Genomic DNA, 15,525 nt, shown 5'->3' on the forward strand with positions numbered 1-15,525 from the left:
AGGGCCCAAGCGCGGAGCCGTCGACGGTTCGGCGACCGCAGGCATTCGGACTCAGAGGTCGGGCCTCATACCGTTGCGCGTCAGCTCCGGATTCTCACCGGATTCCCCTGCAGGTCAGCACCCGCACTCTACCGCGATCGGGTCAGCGTGGATGCCGCCACATGGGGTACAGGACGGGCCCGCCGTCGGGCAGCCCGATCTCGCCGGTCACCTCGAAACCGAACCGCTGGTAGTAGCCGATGTTGTCGGGGTTGCTCGACTCCAGATAGGCCGGCGCGAACTCGGCATCGCAACGATCCAGCCGTGACCGCATCAGGGCGTGCCCGAGTCCGGCTCCGCGCACCTGCGGGTCGCTGCCGATCACGCCCAGATACCAGTGCGGTTCTTCGGGATGCTCTCGTTTCATCAATTCGGTGACGCGGATACCGCGACGCACCGCGGTCCCGAAGGTCAGCAGCATGCCCGGCGCGGCACGCAACTCCTCGACGGGGGTGTGCTGCCACTGACCCGGCGGATCCCACAGTGCCGCCGCGCCGATGGCCGGCCCGACCGACGCGACCTCCACCCCACCGCGGGCCAGGTGGTGATGGCGGGTCAGGGCGGCGAACAGCTTGGGCAACTTGCGCCGCCGGGCCCGGGCGTCGGGCAGCAGCCACGTCATCACCGGGTCGTCGAAGAACGCGCGGCCCAGGGCGTGGGACAGCGCAGGGATATCGGCGCGCGCCGCGGGGCGGACCACAACGTCGTCGGTGTTGCTCACGCCCTCCATTCAGCCCTGCGTGATGTAAGCCTGCAACTGCTCCTTGCTGGACTCCAGCTCCTGCATCCGGGTCTTGACCACATCGCCGATGCTGACGATGCCGGCCAGTTTCCCGTCCACCAGCACCGGGATGTGCCGCACCCGTTTGTGGGTCATCACGGCGCTCAGACTGTCCACCGAGTCCTCGGGCGAGCAGAACACCAGGTGCTTGGTCATGATCTCGCTGACCGGCCTGCCCAGCAGGTCTGCGCCGAGATCGTGCAGCTTGTGCACCACATCGCGTTCGGACACGATGCCGACCGGCCCGTCCGGGCCGACGACCACCATCGCTCCGATATTGCGGTCGACCAGGCCGGTGAGCAGGACGGCCACCGGTGTCTCCGGGGTGATCGTCGCGACGGCGGCTCCCTTGGCCTTCAGCACGTCGGCGATACGCATGGCACCCTCCCCATCGGTGAATGTGATCCCGAACACATTCCAGGCTACGTCGGATCGGTGGCCGTTTGGCCGATTGTGCGGAACCCGCGCCGATACCCGCGTATATCTGAGCCCATGATCGAGGTGACGCTCCTGGGCACCGGCAGCCCCATCCCCGACCCCGATCGGGCCGGCCCGTCGACGCTGATCCGCGCGGGCGGGCAGACCTTCCTGGTGGACTGCGGACGCGGGGTCCAGCTGCGGCTGGCCGCCGCCGGATCCGCCGCCAACACGCTGACGGCACTGCTGCTGACCCATCTGCACAGCGATCACATCGCCGATCTCGGCGACGTGATCATCACCCGCTGGATCAGCACGTTCGCCCCGAATCCCGCACCGCTGCAGATCATCGGCCCATCGGGCACCGCCGAGGTCGTGGATGCGACGCTGGCGGCGTTCGGTCGCGACATCGGCTACCGCATCGCCCATCACGCCGATCTCACCGCACCACCGGCCATCGAGGTGCACGAGTACTCCGAGGGCGTGGTGTGGGATGTCGACGGCGTCCGGATTCTGGCCGCGCCGACCGACCATCGCCCGGTCGCACCGACCGTCGGCTTTCGCATCGAACACGACGGTGCGTCGGTGGTGCTGGCCGGCGACACCGTGCCGTGCGAAAGCCTGGACGAACTGGCCGCGGGCGCAGGGGCTTTGGTGCACACCGCGATCCGTCACGACCTGGTCGACGCGATGCCGCTGCAGCGGATCCGCGATATCTGCGACTACCACTCATCGGTCGAACAGGCCGCCGATACCGCCGCCCGCGCCGGGGTGGGCATCCTGATCCTCACCCACTACGTACCGAGCCCGGCCCGCGGTCAGTACGAGGAGTGGCGCGCCCTGGCGGCCGGCGTGTTCGACCGCCAGATCGAACTCGGCGACGACCTGCACCGGGTGCAGGTCCATCCCGGCGTCTGCACCAAACCCCGGTGATTTGTGGAGTCTTTGTCGGACTCATTCCGACAAAAACTCCTCAAATCGCGTCAAGCCAGCCGGGTGATCTCCACGACGACGTCCAGATCGGTGGAGCCCTCGCCGGAGTAGATGCCCTTCAGCGGCGTCACATCGGCGTAGTCGCGCCCCACGCCGACGCTGATGTACTGCTCGTTGATGGCCTTGTCGTTGGTGGGGTCGTAATGCCACCAGTCCCCCGTCCAGGCCTGGATCCAGGCGTGGCTCTGACCCTCGATGGTGTCGCCCACCTTCGCGGTGCGCTTGGGGTGCAGATACCCCGAGACGTAGCGGGCCGGAATGCCCATCCCGCGCAACAGGATCAGCGTCAGATGCGCGAAGTCCTGGCAGACGCCCTTGCCTTCACGCAGCGCGTCCAGCCCGGATGAGTGCACCCCGGTGGTACCGGCGACATACTTGAGCTCGCCGTGCACCCAGCGCGCGGCCTCGATGACGGCCTCCTGCGGTTCGTGGTACTTGGCGATGCGCCGGCCCACCCGCTCGATGCGCTTGCTGGCCGGGGTGTAGAGCGTGGGGGTGAGCAGTTCGTCGAAACGGTCGATCACCGCCGCGGATTCCAGGTCCGCCCAGCTCACCGATGTCTCTGGGGCATCGGGCTTTTCGGTCTCGACCACCGAGGAGGCGGTGACCTCCAGCTCGACGTGCGGCGCATGCAGGTCGAAGGTCGTGACGGCGGTGCCCCAGTAGTCCACGTACCGGTACTGCCGGGTGGCGGGCACCGTCTCCACCCGGTTGAGGATCACGTTCTGGCGCGAGTCCGACCGCGGGGTCAGCCGAGCCTCGTTGAACGACGCGGTGACCGGCGACTTGTACGCATAGCCCGTTGCGTGGACCACCCGCATACGCCACATCAGATCTCCCCCTCTTCGATGACGGTGCCACCCGCACGGCCGGCGTCGGTCCACGCGACCCATGGTGCCGAGTGAAAGTACTGCAGTGCCAATGCGTCTCCCACTTCGACACATGTCTGCTGCAAGGCTGCCAGTTGATCTTCCAGGGATTCCAGCAGCGCGCCGGGCGGCAGGAACTCCAGCTCGCTGCGGGCCCGTCCGAGCAACCGCTGCGCTTCGGCGGTCAATCCGACCCGGTTGTGCCTGCGGTGCAGCAGTTCGTCGAGGCTGTGCTCGGCCAACCGCAGCGAGTAGTAGATCGATCGCGGGAAAAGCCGGTCCAGCAACATGAACTCGACCACCCTGCTGGCGTCCAGGACACCTCGGTAGGTGCGCAGGTAGGTGTCGTGGGCGCCCGCCGAACGCAGCACCGTGACCCAGGCCGGCGAGGAACCGCTGTCACCGACCCGCGACAACAGCATGCGCACCGTCATGTCCACCCGTTCGATGGCCCGGCCCAGCACCATGAAGCGGTAGCCGTCATCGCGCGAGAGCGTCGAATCGGCCAGCCCGGCGAACATCGCGGCCCGGCCCTCCACGTAGGCCAGGAACTCGTGCGGACCGAGCCGCCGGGCCGCCCGTTCCCGCTCGGCGAGCGCGTTGTAGGTGGTGTTGAGGCACTCCCACATCTCGGTGGAAGTGACTTCGCGTGCCCCACGGGCATTTTCGCGGGCAGCCGTGATCGACTCGACGATCGAGCAGCCGCCCTTGGTGTCCTTGCCGAAAGCGACGAGGTCGGTCAGCGACCACACGTCCAGCTGTTGGTCGGGGGGTTCGATGTCGAGCACCTGCAGCAGCACCCGTGAAGTCTGGTCGGGGTCCACGCTGGAATCTTCCAGCAGCTGGTGCACCACGACGTCGAGGATGCGTGCGGTGTCGTCGGCGCGCTCGACATAGCGGCCGATCCAGTACAACGATTCCGCGTTACGTGCCAGCATCAGTCGACCACCACCTGTTGTTGCTGCTGCTGTTGTTGTTCGTTCTGGCCGGACGAGCCCCGGAAGTCGCGGGTCTGCTGCTGCTGGGTCTGTTCGCCCTTGACCTCCCGGCCGGCTTTGCCGTTGCGGGAGACCTTTTCGGCCACCGACGGCTTACCGGTCTTGGGGGCATCAGGCAGCGCCCGCACCACCTCGGCGGCGGCCAGTTCGCGATCGGCGGCCGAGGTCCGCGAGGCCAGCACCCAGGTGTCCTTGGAGCCGCCGCCCTGGCTGGAGTTCACCACCAATGAACCTTCCGGCAGCGCCACCCGGGTCAATCCGCCCGGGAGCACCCAGACGTCATCGCCGTCGTTGACCGCGAACGGCCGGAGGTCCACGTGCCGGGGTGCCAGCGTGTCGTCGATCTGGGTGGGGACGGTGGACAATTGGACGACGGGCTGCGCGATCCAACCGCGCGGGTCGGCGCGGACCTTCTTGGTGATCGCCGCGAGTTCCTTCTCGGAGGCGTCGGGGCCGAACACGATGCCGTAGCCACCGGAACCCTCGACGGGTTTGATCACCAGTTCGTCGACCCGGTCGAGCACTTCCTCGCGCTCGTCGTCGAGCCAGCACCGGAAGGTGTCGACGTTGAGTAGCGACGGCTTCTCGCCGAGGTAGTACTCGATGATGGTCGGCACGTAGGTGTAGACCAGCTTGTCGTCCCCGACGCCGTTGCCGACCGCACTGGAGATCACCACATTGCCGGCCCGGGCCGCGTTCAGGACCCCGGCCACCCCGAGCACCGAATCCGGCTTGAACTGCATCGGATCCAGGTACTCGTCGTCGATGCGGCGGTAGATGACGTCGACCTGCCGCTCCCCCTCGGTGGTGCGCATGTAGACGGTGTTGTCGCGGCAGAACAGGTCTCGGCCCTCGACGAGTTCGACGCCCATCTGGCGGGCCAGCAGCGAATGCTCGAAGTAGGCCGAGTTGTAGACGCCGGGGGTCAGCACGACGACGGTCGGGTCGGCCTCGTTGGTGGCCGCCGCCTTGCGCAGCGCGCGCAGCAGATGCGAGGAGTAATCGCCCACCGCCCGCACCCGGTGGGAGGCAAACAGGTTCGGGAACACCCGCGCCATGGTGCGGCGGTTCTCCATCACGTAGGACACCCCCGACGGGCTGCGCAGGTTGTCCTCGAGCACCCGGAAGGTGCCCTGGGCGTCGCGGACCAGATCGATCCCCGCGACGTGGATACGCACGCCGTTGGGCGGCACGATGCCGACGGCCTCGCGGTGGAAGTGCTCGCAGGAGGTGATGAGCCGCCGCGGAATCACCCCGTCGCGCAGAATCTCCTGTTCGCCGTAGATGTCGTCGAGGTAGAGCTCGAGCGCTTTGACCCGCTGCGCGATGCCCTTCTCCAGGCGTGACCACTCGGCCGCGGAGATGACGCGCGGCACCAGGTCGAGCGGGAACGGGCGTTCCTGGCCGGACAGCGAGAAGGTGATGCCCTGGTCGATGAAGGCGCGGCCGAGGGCTTCGGAGCGGGCGGCCAGCTCGGAAGCGTCCGACGGCGAGAGTTCAGCGAAAATCCCCTTGTAGGGTCCGCGGACGTTGCCTTCGGCGTCGAACATCTCGTCGAAGGCCGCCGAGTATCTGCCCAGATTCTCATAGCCGTCGAAAATGCCGGCCTGGCGTTTGACCGCGCGCGAACCGGGACGTGACGTACGGGCTGATTCGTTCGGCAGGGTTCGTAGGCTCACCGGTGCCATGCTGCCGTAAGTCCGCCATTTCGGCAGGCCACTCGCTCCGCTTTGGGGGATTGGCACCCCCGCTGGTAACCTGGACAACCGCTGCCCGTTGCCGGGCCAAAGACTTACGTATCCAACCGACGTTTTACGAAGGAACTACACGCGTGGCCAACATCAAGTCGCAGGAAAAGCGCATCAAGACCAACGAGCGCCGTCGACTGCGCAACCAGTCCGTCCGGTCGTCGCTGCGTACGGCTGTGCGCGGGCTGCGCGAGGCCATCGACGCCGGTGAGAAGGACAAGGCCGGCGAACTGCTGGTCGCGACCAACCGCAAGCTGGACAAGGCTGCCAGCTCGGGCGTCATCCACAAGAACCAGGCCGCGAACAAGAAGTCCGCGCTGGCGCTGGCCGTCAACCAGCTCTGATCTCTTCCGCACACCCGCGCGTCGACGCTCCGCCGTCACGCGCGGGTTTTTGCGTGTCCGGGCTCAGTCGGTAGCGAGTTCGGCGACCTTGCGCACCGCGGCCTCCAGCGCGTAATCCGCGTCGGCCGCCGCGCCCTTGACGTCGGCGTTCAACGACGCGACCACCCGCAGTGCCTCGGCCACCCGGTCGGGCGACCAACGCCGCGACTGCTTCTGCGCCTTCTGCACCCGCCACGGCGGCATGCCCAGTTCGCCGGCCAACTGGTACGGGTCACCCCGCATCGGGCCCACCCTGGCGATGGTGTGCACCGCCTCGGCCAGCGCATCGGCGAGCACCACGTGGGGTTCTCCGCTGAGCATCGCCCACCGCAGCGCCTCCGCCGCCCCGGACACGTCACCGAGGACGGCCTTGTCGGCGATGTCGAAACCTTTCACCTCGGCCTTGCCCTGGTGGTACTGGCGCACCGCTGCGGCGTCCACCGTGCCGTCGGTGTCGGCGACGAGCTGTGAGCACACCGCCGCCAGCTCCCGGATGTCCGAACCGACCGCATCGAGGATCGCCGAGACGGTGTCATCGTCGACCTTCACCTTCAGCGACCGGAACTCGCGGCGCACGAAATCGGCGCGTTCGGCGGGCTTGGCGATCTTCGCGCACGGATGCACCTGAGCACCAAGCTTTTTGAGCTGGTCGGCCATCGCCTTGGCGCGTCCGCCGCCGGAGTGCAAGACGACCAGCTGGGTGCCCGGCGGCAGGTCTGCTGCCGAGCTGACGATCAGCGACGCCGCCTCCTTGCCCGCCTCACCGGCGGATTCCAGCACGACCACCCGCTCATCGGCGAACAACGACGGGCTCAGCAACTCGGCGAGCTCGCTGGTGCTGACCTCACCGGCGCGCAACCGGTCCACCGGGACATCGACCGTGCCTGCCTTCTTCCGGGCTGTTTTCAGCACCCCGGCCACCGCACGTTCGACGAGCAGTTCCTCATCGCCGAGGACGAGGTGCAATTCCGCGGTGTCGGTCACCCAAGGATCGTTTCACGCCGCGGCGACAACACCGGAGAGGGTCCAGGCCAGCAGACAGCACGCCGCGCCGACACTCAGCATCCGGCCCCACMGCCGGCGCCAGCTCAGGATCGCCACGATGCTCACCGTGGTGATCAATGCCATGCCGGCGGCGCCGGACGGAACGGTGACCGACGCCCCCGGCACCGCGGCGATGCGGTGCGCCACCGTCAGCAACCACCACAGCTCCGGCCCGGTGAACCGGATCAGCAGGCCCGCACCCGTCGGCGAGAACGCCGACAGTGCTGCCGCGGCGGTGCCGATCACCGTGATCGGCGGGACCACGGCGGCCACGACCAGATTGGCCAGCACCGCGAGCACGCTGAACCGACCCGAGATCCCGGCGATCAGCGGGGCGGTGACCAGCTGTGCGGCCAGTGCGATGCTCACCGCCGCGGCCAGCGGGGTAGGCCACCCGCGCTCGATCAGCCGGGCCGACCACATCGGGGCGATCACCACGAGGGCTGCGGTCGCCACCACCGACAACGCGAAGCCGGCGTCGACGGCCAGCTGCGGCGCCACCGACATCAGCGCGATGACGCTGGCCGAGAGCACCGGGATGGCCTGCCGGCGGCGGTGGGTCAGCACCGCCAGCAGCGCGATGCCGCCCATGACCGCCGCGCGCAGCACGCTCGCCGACGGTTCGACCACGACGACGAACCCGATCAGCACCACCAATGCCAGCAGCGCGGCGAGCCGGGGGCCGATCACCGCGGCCGACAGCAGGGCGGTGCCGCACACGATGGTGACGTTGGCGCCCGACACCGCGGTCAGATGGGTCAGGCCCGCGATCTTGAAGTCGTCGACCGTCGTCGCCGTGACCGCCGACATGTCGCCGAGCACCAGGGCGGGCAGCATCGCGGCCTGATCGGCGGGCAGCACCCGGCGGGCCGTTTCGGCGAATTCCGAGCGGATGTGCCCGGACAGCCGGCGCACCCTCGGTACGGCTCCGAGCGTCGGCTCACCGATCGCGGTGAGCACCGCGACGCTGAGATCGCGCCGCAGTGGACGACCGATGCGGGCCCGGAAGGTGGCCGGGCGGCCCACGGTCAGTGCGGCGAAATCCGTCACCGGCGCGAAGACGAGCACCATCCCGCTCAGCGGGCTGCCGTCGAGCGCGCGTAACCCGGCCCGAAACATGATGCGGCCCTGCCCCAATGAGCGCGGTGACTCCGTGGGGACCACACCGACGGTGGCGGTGTGGCCGTGGCGTGCGGCAATCGGGTGCTGCCGCACGTCGTGGGCACGCATCGCGATCGACAGGCCGAACGCCGTGCCGATCACCGCGACCGCGGCCACCCCGGCCACCCCCAGCCGGATCCCGCGCCGGGCGCACCACCGTCCGGCCAGCGCCGTCGCCGCGATGGTGCTGACCACGATCGCCACGATGACCGAAGGTGAGAAGAGGATTCCGGCGGCGGTCACCGTCCAGCTGGTCGCCGCGGCGGGGACCAGCCGGATATCCACCTGGCGTTCTTCGGGGTTCACACATCGACCAGGTCACGCAGCTTGTCCAGGCGCGCCGGACCGATGCCGTCCACCTCGCTGAGTTGGTCGACGCTGGTGAACTTCCCGTTGGCCTCGCGCCACGCGATGATCGCCGCGGCGGTGACCGGCCCGACCCCGGGCAGCGCGTCGAGATCCGCGGGGGTCGCGGTGTTCAGATCGACAGGTCCCCCGGGCACAGCGGTTGCGGCCGGTGCCGCCGGGGCGGCTTGCTCGGCCGGAGTCGCCGAACTCACCGAACTGCCCATCGGTGACGGCGATCCTGCCGGGGCAGCCAACCCGACAATGATCTGTTCGCCGTCGACCACGCGGCGCGCCAGATTCAGCCCGACCAGATCCGCGCCGTCCACCGCGCCACCGGCGGCATCCAGCGCGTCGGCTACCCGGTCCCCCGGCGTCAGCGTCACCAGTCCCGGCGTGTTGACCAGACCGACGACGCTGACCACCACCGGCCCATCCGGTGGCGCCGGCGGTCCGGGAGTGGCGCTCGCCGAGGAAACCATCTGCACGGCAGGAAGATTCGCCGAAGAGACCGGCGGCGGAGAATCGCGCATCACCGTGAACACCGTCACCAACACGGCGATGATCCCGACGCCCAGCAACGCGATCACACCGGCGCGACCCGGATCGGCCCGCAACGCACCGAGCCAGTCCCGCGCGGAGCGACTGTCACCGTCGGGCAGCCACCTGGCCAGGGCGGTGTCCGATTCTTCGTCCGGCGCTTGGGTTGCCGCGTCGCGGTCGGTGCCGATGCGCCGCGTCAGACGCTGTGCAGGCGATTCGGTGTCCATGAGCCGACGGTAGGCATCCGGGCCGACCTACCGGGCTCGTCGCCGGCCGTCACGGGTCAGGCTGTGGATGAATCCGGCATTGTGAATGAGCGGCACCGATTTCCCTCCGATTCGAACAACGAATGAGGCGCAGACCATTAACTGAGGCCAGGCGTGCACATCCCGGCACGACACGGATCAGGGACCGGGAGCCGCCGGCGTGGCGCGCCTCGCCGCAATGCCGCCGCGTACGCTTCTGCACGCGCGAATTCGTGCGTCTGGGCGTCGAAACGGCTGTTACATTGAAAATGATCAACACCGTCAAATTACGGGAGAGGCTCGCCTATGCCCGACGATGACCATGCTTCGCGGGTCATCGTGGTGGGAAGTTCCGCAGGTGGCCTCGACGCCCTGAAGCAGTTGCTCGGAGCCGCGCATCCGGGGCTGGGATGGTGCTTCGTCATCGCGCAGCATCTGGCGCCGGACGACACCAGTGCCCTGGCGTCCCTGCTCACCCGGTCCACCTCGCTGCGGGTCGTGGAAGCCACTGACGGACTTGCGCTCGGACCGGACATGGTGTTCGTGACTCCACCCAGGACCGACATCACGGTCAGCGCGACCGCATCGAACGCCATCACCGTGAACCTCGTCGCGCCCGACGAAGATCGCCGTCCATGGCCGAGCATCGACCGGTTGTTCATCTCGGCCGCGCTTGCACTCGGCGAAGAAGCCGTGGCCGTGGTGCTGTCCGGCACGGGTGAGGACGGCGCGGCCGGGGTGGAGGCGGTCACGGCTGCCGGGGGCGTCGTCATCATCCAGGATCAGGCCAGCGCAGCGTTCGGCTCGATGCCCGGTGCCGCGTATGCCACCGGGTCGACAGACCTGCAGTTGCCACCGCACGACATCCCGGCGGCGCTGGCGAACATCCTCACCGTTCACCCGTCCTCTGCCGGAGAGGTGCAGTCGGAGCGGTCCACCGGCGTGGCACTCGACGATGCCGCGGTCGAAGCGGCGATCGTGGCGTTGCATTCGGCGACCGGCATCGACTACTCCGGTTACAAGAGGACCACCGTGCGGCGGCAGATCGAGCGGCGCCAGCGGATCGCCGACCAGACACCTGCCGATTACGTCCTCGGCCTCGCCTCGGACCCCGCCGAGGCGGCGATGTTGAGTCGCGGCATCCTGGTCGGTGTGACGGCCTTCTTCCGCGATGCGCCGGTATGGGAAGCGCTGTCGGTCCTGCTCCGCGAAGCTGTCGGCGAACTCCCACCGAACACCCAACTGAGGATGTGGGTGCCCGGGTGTGCCAGCGGCGAGGAGGCCTACACGGTTGCCATGCTCGCCGCCGACGCGCTGGACGCCGGCCCCGGCGATCTTCCCCGGCGACTCAAGATCTTCGCCACCGACCTGGACGAACGTGGTCTCACTGCGACGCGGCGAGCGCGTTATTCGGAAGAATCGGTCGCAGCGGTACCAGCACCACTGCGCGACCGTTGGATGCGCTCGGTCGACAGCGAGTGGGAGGTGTCGCCGATTCTGCGGGAATGCGTCGTGATCGCCACGCACAACGTGGCGTACGACCCACCGTTCCCACGGCTGCACCTGATCTCGTTGCGTAACACCATGATCTACTTTCAGCCGCACCTTCAGGACCGGGTGCTGCGACTGTGCCAGTTCGCCCTGTTGCCCGACGGGTTGCTCATCCTCGGCAAATCCGAACAAGTACCGCAAGTGGATTCGCTGTTCTCCGCTACGGGCGACGGTCACCGCATCTACCGACGCCTGGAATCCGCGACACCGGCACCGCTCCCCCACGGGCGCTATCAAACGGCGCTGCCCGCACCGAACGCTGCAGTCGCCTTGCCGCGCCACGCCTACAACCCCGCCATGTACCGCAGGCTGTTGCGCAGCTTGGCGGCGCCGTCGTTGGTGCTCGACGACGACGACACGCTCATCGAGGTGATCGGCGACGTATCCGACTGGTGCGCACTGGGCGAAGGGCGTCACTCGGGTCATGTCACCGAGATGTTGCGTGAGCCCTACCGGTTGGCGGTGCGCACCATGCTCAGCCAGATCCGGCAGGGTGCCGGCACCGCGGCCTTACGCCGGGTCTCGACGGGTGCTGACGGCTCCGTCGAGGTCAGCCTCATCCCGGTGCTCGCCGACGGGATCGGCGCGGTGATCAGCTTCCGCGCCGCGGCACTCCAGACGTCCGAACCACCGGTGGTCATCGACCCGGACTCCTCACCGCTCAGTGCGGCGCTCGAAGCCGCTCATGATGCGCTGCAGGCCACCATCGACGATCTGAGCCACTCCAACGAAGAACTACAAGCGCTGAACGAGGAACTACAAGCCAGTTCCGAAGAACTGCAAGCCACCTCCGAGGAGGCGCAAGCCACCAATGAGGAACTCGAGACGGCGAACGAGGAACTCACCACCCTCAACCAGCAACTGGAGGCACGCGGCGCCGAACTCAGCAGCGCCAACACCGATCTGGAGAATATCCAGGCCTCGATGACCAGCGGGCTGGTCATGGTGGACCACGAGCTGCGAATCGTGCGGTACAGCCCTTTGGCGGTGCGGGTGTTCTCCCTGATCCACGAGGACATCGGCCGCCCACTGCCCTCTGTGCCCACCACGATCGCGGTGCCCAGCCTGGCGATCGACCTACGTGAGACCATGGCCACGAGGGCATCACGACTCATCGAGCTGAGCGACGAGACTCGCGATTTCCTGCTGCAACTGCAACCTTATACGGGCTCGTCGGGCGAGGTGCTCGGTGCACTGGTGGTGGTCATCGACGTCAGCGACATCGCGCAGGCCCAACGCGAAAGGGAAGACGCGCTGGCGAACCTCGAGACGGTCGCCGAATCCGTACGCGAACTCGTCTGGCAGCGCGATGATTCCGGCGCGCTGATCTATGTCACCAAAAGGGTGGAAGACATCTACGGACTGGCTCGGGAACGCGTGTTGGCAGATCCAGGATTGCTGACTGCCGCCATCCATCCCGCTGATCGAGACCGAGTGGCGGCGGCCATGGCGAGCACCGACCGCCGCTGGCAACTCGAATACCGAATCATCCGGCCCGATGGCACCATTCGCTGGATCGATGAGTCCGCGATCCACACCGACAGCGCGGTCCACGGCGTCCCGTCGATCACCGGCAGTGCGCTCGACGTCACCGACCGGCATCGTCTGCAGTCGGCGGCCGCGAGTCGAACCGCCGTCCTGGAAGCATTGTTGAGCACCGAGACCGTCGGCGTGCTCGTGCTCGACGCCGACGATCGCGTCCTGCAGGCCAGTGGATCGGTCGGCGCGATCATCGGGTACTCACCCGAGGCGATGATCGGAACCCCGCTGAACGTGCTCCTCGAACACGACCCGGCCGCATCGCTGCTCGCACCGTCCACGACCGGCCTGGCTCTCGATGCGCGACGGATCCTCGGACCGGAGGGCACGTACCGGGCGGTGAGCATCGAGACGGTCGCTGTGATCACCTCCGACGCCGCGGACCCGGACACTGCGCCCGCGCGGGTTGCCCTGCTGCACGACGCGACCAGATTGCGCCAGGTGAGCGCCGACCTCGCCGCGCGCGAACAGTTCGATCAGCAGACCGGGCTCTTGACTCGTACGTACTTCCGTTCGCGTACCGACGAATTGGCATCTTCGGGCACGTCGGGCTTTGCCGTGCTCTGGATCGACCTGGACGGATTCAAGGCGATAAACGACCGCTTCGGCCACCGCAGCGGAGACGCGGTGCTGGCAACAATCGCCGGCCGGCTGCAGCGCGCTGCACGTCGCCACGACGTCATCGGACGACTCGGCGGCGACGAGTTCGCCATGCTCATCACCCACGTCGATGATGTGAACAGCATCGAGTCGCTCGTCCACCGGATCTCCACTGCCGTGCGGGAACCCGTGGCCATCGACGGTGTGATGGCCTATGTGTCGGCATCGGTGGGCATCGCCGTGCACGCGCAGGACGGTCGTACCGCCGAGGAACTTCTGGACAATGCGGATACCGCCATGTACGCGGCCAAGAGCCAGGGCGGTGACCGGCATGCCTATTTCACCCAGGACATGAACGACCGTGCCGACGAGCGTTCCGAGTTACGCCGCGAGCTGGCGGGGGCGGTGCGCGCCGGTGACTTCGAACTGCACTACCAGCCGGTGATCGACGTGGAAACCGGCCAGCTCGCCCATGTCGAAGCACTGTTGCGATGGCGCCGAGGTAGTGAACTGGCCACCGCCGACACCTTTATCACGCACGCGCTGGATACCGGCCAACTCCGCGCTATCGGCCGAATCGTACTCAAACTGCTCGATGCCGACATCACCCGTCTGCACCATCGCCTCGGCGAGAGCCAACCCCTGATGGCGGTCAACCTCTCCGGTGTCGAACTCGAGGAGCGCGATACCGCGGACCGGCTGCTGACCTGGAATCCCGCGGGCGGGTTCGAACGCGTCATCGCCGAGGTTACCGAGTCGGTGCTGCTGGCTCCCGAGGGGCGGGCGATCCACACCCTTTCGGTGCTCCGCCGCCTTGGCGCGACCATCAGTGTCGACGACTTCGGAACCGGCTATTCCAATCTGGAAACCCTCGATCGTCTTCAGCCGGACATCATCAAGGTGGATCACTCGATGATCCAGCGAGCCGTCGATATCGGCGGGCGGGCGTCGAAGATTCTGACGGCCTCGGTGCACCTCGCTCATGCGCTTGAAGCGAAGGTCGTCATCGAGGGGATTGCCGACGAGCAGATGTGGTCCTACGCCAAGCAACTCGGCGCCGAGCTGGCGCAGGGATACTTCTTGGCCGCGCCGATGCCGCTGGCAGCGTTGATCGACTGGATCGAATCTCAACCGACCTAGTCGCCGTGCGAAGCGAGCACCGCGATCTGCGCGGCCGCGGGGCCGTCGATCAGCAGGTAGGTCACCGCGACCCGGCCCAGCTCGGCACCGTCGGCGTCGTGGCGCACGAACGCTCCCCGGTACAGCGCCGACGTACCGTTGAGCACCGTCACCTCGGCATTGGACAGCGTGGTGTGGTGATAGCGCTGGGCACGCAACCCGTCGACCTGGCCCTGGATCACGGCGGCGAGCTGGTCGCTGGTGGCCAGGCTGATCGCGCCCTCATCGGTGGTGAGGGTCAGCGGGACGGCGTAGCAGTCCAGCAGCGCCGACATCGGGCGTTCGCCGCGCACGGCCGCCGCGAACACCTGGAGATAGTCGTCGAACCAGCGTTGCACCGAACCGGTATCCAGAGCCATCCCACGATCATTTCACCCTTTTCCGGACCGCGGTGAACACTGCCGGAATAGTGTTCACGCCATGAGTGAGACTCCCCTCCGCGTCATCCAGTGGACCACCGGAAACATCGGCACCCGCTCGCTGCACGCCATCATCGGTCGCGACGACATGGAACTCGTCGGCGTCTACGCCCACGGGGCCGACAAGGTCGGAGTCGATGCCGCCGAACTCGCCGGCTGGCCGACCCCGACCGGCGTCAAGGCCACCAACGACATCGACGCGCTGATCGCCCTCAAGCCGGATGCCTGTTGCTACAACCCGCTGTGGCCCAGCGTCGACGAACTCGTCGCGCTGCTCGAGGCCGGCGTCAACGTCTGCTCGAGTGCGGCCTGGATCACCGGCGGCAAGCAGACGCCCGAGGATCTGGATCGCATCAGAAAGGCCTGCGCGGCCGGTAATTCGACCATTTTCGGCAGCGGCGCACACCCGGGCATGACCAACATGGTCGGCATGGTGTTGTCGGGCTCGTGCGAGCGGGTCGATGAGATCAGGATCACCGAGTCGGTGGACTGCTCGACCTACGAATCCGCGGAAACCCAGACCGCCATGGGATTCTCGCAGGACCCGGACACCCCGGGGCTGGCCGAGAGCGTGCGCCGGGAAAGTGAGGTGTTCGCCGAATCCGCGGCAATGATGGCCGACGCGATCGGCGCGAGGTTGGACCGGATGACCTTCGACGTCACCTTCACCG

The 15,525-nt window shown here is 67.6% G+C and carries 12 protein-coding genes, 1 pseudogene and 1 riboswitch; of the genes and pseudogenes, 4 read left to right on the forward strand and 9 right to left on the reverse strand.

What is annotated here, in order from left to right; all coding sequences use genetic code 11:
* Positions 1-19: 19 nt before the first annotated feature.
* Positions 20-154: riboswitch (cobalamin riboswitch) on the reverse strand.
* Both AC1DTF_RS25045 and AC1DTF_RS25050 read right to left on the reverse strand, forming a co-directional pair.
* Positions 143-760, reverse strand: a complete 618-nt coding sequence (locus AC1DTF_RS25045; RefSeq protein ID WP_477476027.1) for a GNAT family N-acetyltransferase — start codon at positions 758-760, stop codon at positions 143-145. It overlaps the preceding riboswitch by 12 nt.
* A gap of 9 nt (positions 761-769) precedes the next feature.
* Positions 770-1,198, reverse strand: a complete 429-nt coding sequence (locus AC1DTF_RS25050; protein ID WP_477476028.1) for a CBS domain-containing protein — start codon at positions 1,196-1,198, stop codon at positions 770-772.
* Between the two features lie 114 nt (positions 1,199-1,312).
* Here AC1DTF_RS25050 and AC1DTF_RS25055 point away from each other — a divergent pair, with 114 nt between their 5' ends.
* Positions 1,313-2,170, forward strand: coding sequence for a ribonuclease Z (locus AC1DTF_RS25055; protein WP_477476029.1), 858 nt, complete (start codon positions 1,313-1,315; stop codon positions 2,168-2,170).
* A 50-nt stretch (positions 2,171-2,220) separates the two neighbouring features.
* Here AC1DTF_RS25055 and AC1DTF_RS25060 read toward each other — a convergent pair whose 3' ends face one another.
* Genes AC1DTF_RS25060 through AC1DTF_RS25070 form a run of 3 tightly spaced genes read right to left on the reverse strand, consistent with a single transcriptional unit; the run spans position 2,221 to position 5,647 of the window.
* On the reverse strand, positions 2,221-3,060 hold the full coding sequence (locus tag AC1DTF_RS25060; RefSeq protein WP_477476030.1) for a transglutaminase family protein: 840 nt from the start codon (positions 3,058-3,060) through the stop codon (positions 2,221-2,223).
* A complete protein-coding gene (locus AC1DTF_RS25065; RefSeq protein ID WP_057169638.1) occupies positions 3,060-4,037 on the reverse strand; it encodes an alpha-E domain-containing protein in 978 nt (325 codons plus the stop codon). Before AC1DTF_RS25065 ends, AC1DTF_RS25060 begins: the two co-directional genes overlap by 1 nt.
* Positions 4,037-5,647, reverse strand: coding sequence for a circularly permuted type 2 ATP-grasp protein (locus AC1DTF_RS25070; RefSeq protein WP_477476036.1), 1,611 nt, complete (start codon positions 5,645-5,647; stop codon positions 4,037-4,039). The genes AC1DTF_RS25065 and AC1DTF_RS25070 overlap by 1 nt, the downstream gene beginning before the upstream one ends.
* A gap of 281 nt (positions 5,648-5,928) precedes the next feature.
* Between AC1DTF_RS25070 and rpsT the strand changes: the two genes are divergently transcribed.
* Positions 5,929-6,189: a 30S ribosomal protein S20 gene (gene rpsT / locus AC1DTF_RS25075; protein WP_057169636.1), complete on the forward strand. Its 261-nt coding sequence runs from the start codon at positions 5,929-5,931 to the stop codon at positions 6,187-6,189.
* Positions 6,190-6,252: 63 nt separating this feature from the next.
* On the opposite strand, the gene holA is transcribed toward rpsT, so the two are convergent.
* Genes holA through AC1DTF_RS25090 form a run of 3 tightly spaced genes read right to left on the reverse strand, consistent with a single transcriptional unit; the run spans position 6,253 to position 9,548 of the window.
* Positions 6,253-7,194 (reverse strand): DNA polymerase III subunit delta, encoded by a 942-nt coding sequence (gene holA, locus AC1DTF_RS25080; RefSeq protein ID WP_477476037.1) that lies wholly within the window; start codon positions 7,192-7,194, stop codon positions 6,253-6,255.
* 30 nt (positions 7,195-7,224) lie between these two features.
* On the reverse strand, positions 7,225-8,739 hold the full coding sequence (locus tag AC1DTF_RS25085) for a ComEC/Rec2 family competence protein (protein ID WP_477476031.1): 1,515 nt from the start codon (positions 8,737-8,739) through the stop codon (positions 7,225-7,227).
* Positions 8,736-9,548 carry a ComEA family DNA-binding protein gene (locus AC1DTF_RS25090; RefSeq protein WP_477476032.1) on the reverse strand — a complete coding sequence of 271 codons (813 nt, stop codon included), beginning with the start codon at positions 9,546-9,548 and terminating at the stop codon, positions 8,736-8,738. The genes AC1DTF_RS25085 and AC1DTF_RS25090 overlap by 4 nt, the downstream gene beginning before the upstream one ends.
* 324 nt (positions 9,549-9,872) lie before the next feature.
* Here AC1DTF_RS25090 and AC1DTF_RS25095 point away from each other — a divergent pair, with 324 nt between their 5' ends.
* Entirely contained in the window at positions 9,873-14,396 is a 4,524-nt protein-coding gene (locus tag AC1DTF_RS25095) for an EAL domain-containing protein (RefSeq protein WP_477476033.1), read from the forward strand.
* Here AC1DTF_RS25095 and AC1DTF_RS25100 read toward each other — a convergent pair.
* Positions 14,393-14,794: a DUF6841 family protein gene (locus tag AC1DTF_RS25100; protein WP_477476034.1), complete on the reverse strand. Its 402-nt coding sequence runs from the start codon at positions 14,792-14,794 to the stop codon at positions 14,393-14,395. The genes AC1DTF_RS25095 and AC1DTF_RS25100 overlap by 4 nt on opposite strands.
* A gap of 61 nt (positions 14,795-14,855) precedes the next feature.
* Here AC1DTF_RS25100 and AC1DTF_RS25105 point away from each other — a divergent pair.
* Positions 14,856-15,525: pseudogene (locus tag AC1DTF_RS25105) on the forward strand (dihydrodipicolinate reductase); the annotation flags it as partial.

The organism is Mycobacterium sp. P4_H6 (assembly GCF_056400845.1).

Excerpts from the sequence above, each read along its gene's own strand:
- AC1DTF_RS25070 (WP_477476036.1), bottom strand. The coding sequence starts at position 5,647 with ATGTTCGACGCCGAAGGCAACGTCCGCGGACCCTACAAGGGGATTTTC.
- AC1DTF_RS25065 (WP_057169638.1), bottom strand. The coding sequence starts at position 4,037 with ATGCTGGCACGTAACGCGGAATCGTTGTACTGGATCGGCCGCTATGTC.
- AC1DTF_RS25055 (WP_477476029.1), top strand. The coding sequence starts at position 1,313 with ATGATCGAGGTGACGCTCCTGGGCACCGGCAGCCCCATCCCCGACCCC.
- AC1DTF_RS25095 (WP_477476033.1), top strand. The coding sequence starts at position 9,873 with ATGCCCGACGATGACCATGCTTCGCGGGTCATCGTGGTGGGAAGTTCC.
- AC1DTF_RS25100 (WP_477476034.1), bottom strand. The coding sequence starts at position 14,794 with ATGGCTCTGGATACCGGTTCGGTGCAACGCTGGTTCGACGACTATCTC.
- AC1DTF_RS25060 (WP_477476030.1), bottom strand. The coding sequence starts at position 3,060 with ATGTGGCGTATGCGGGTGGTCCACGCAACGGGCTATGCGTACAAGTCG.
- AC1DTF_RS25050 (WP_477476028.1), bottom strand. The coding sequence starts at position 1,198 with ATGCGTATCGCCGACGTGCTGAAGGCCAAGGGAGCCGCCGTCGCGACG.
- AC1DTF_RS25090 (WP_477476032.1), bottom strand. The coding sequence starts at position 9,548 with ATGGACACCGAATCGCCTGCACAGCGTCTGACGCGGCGCATCGGCACC.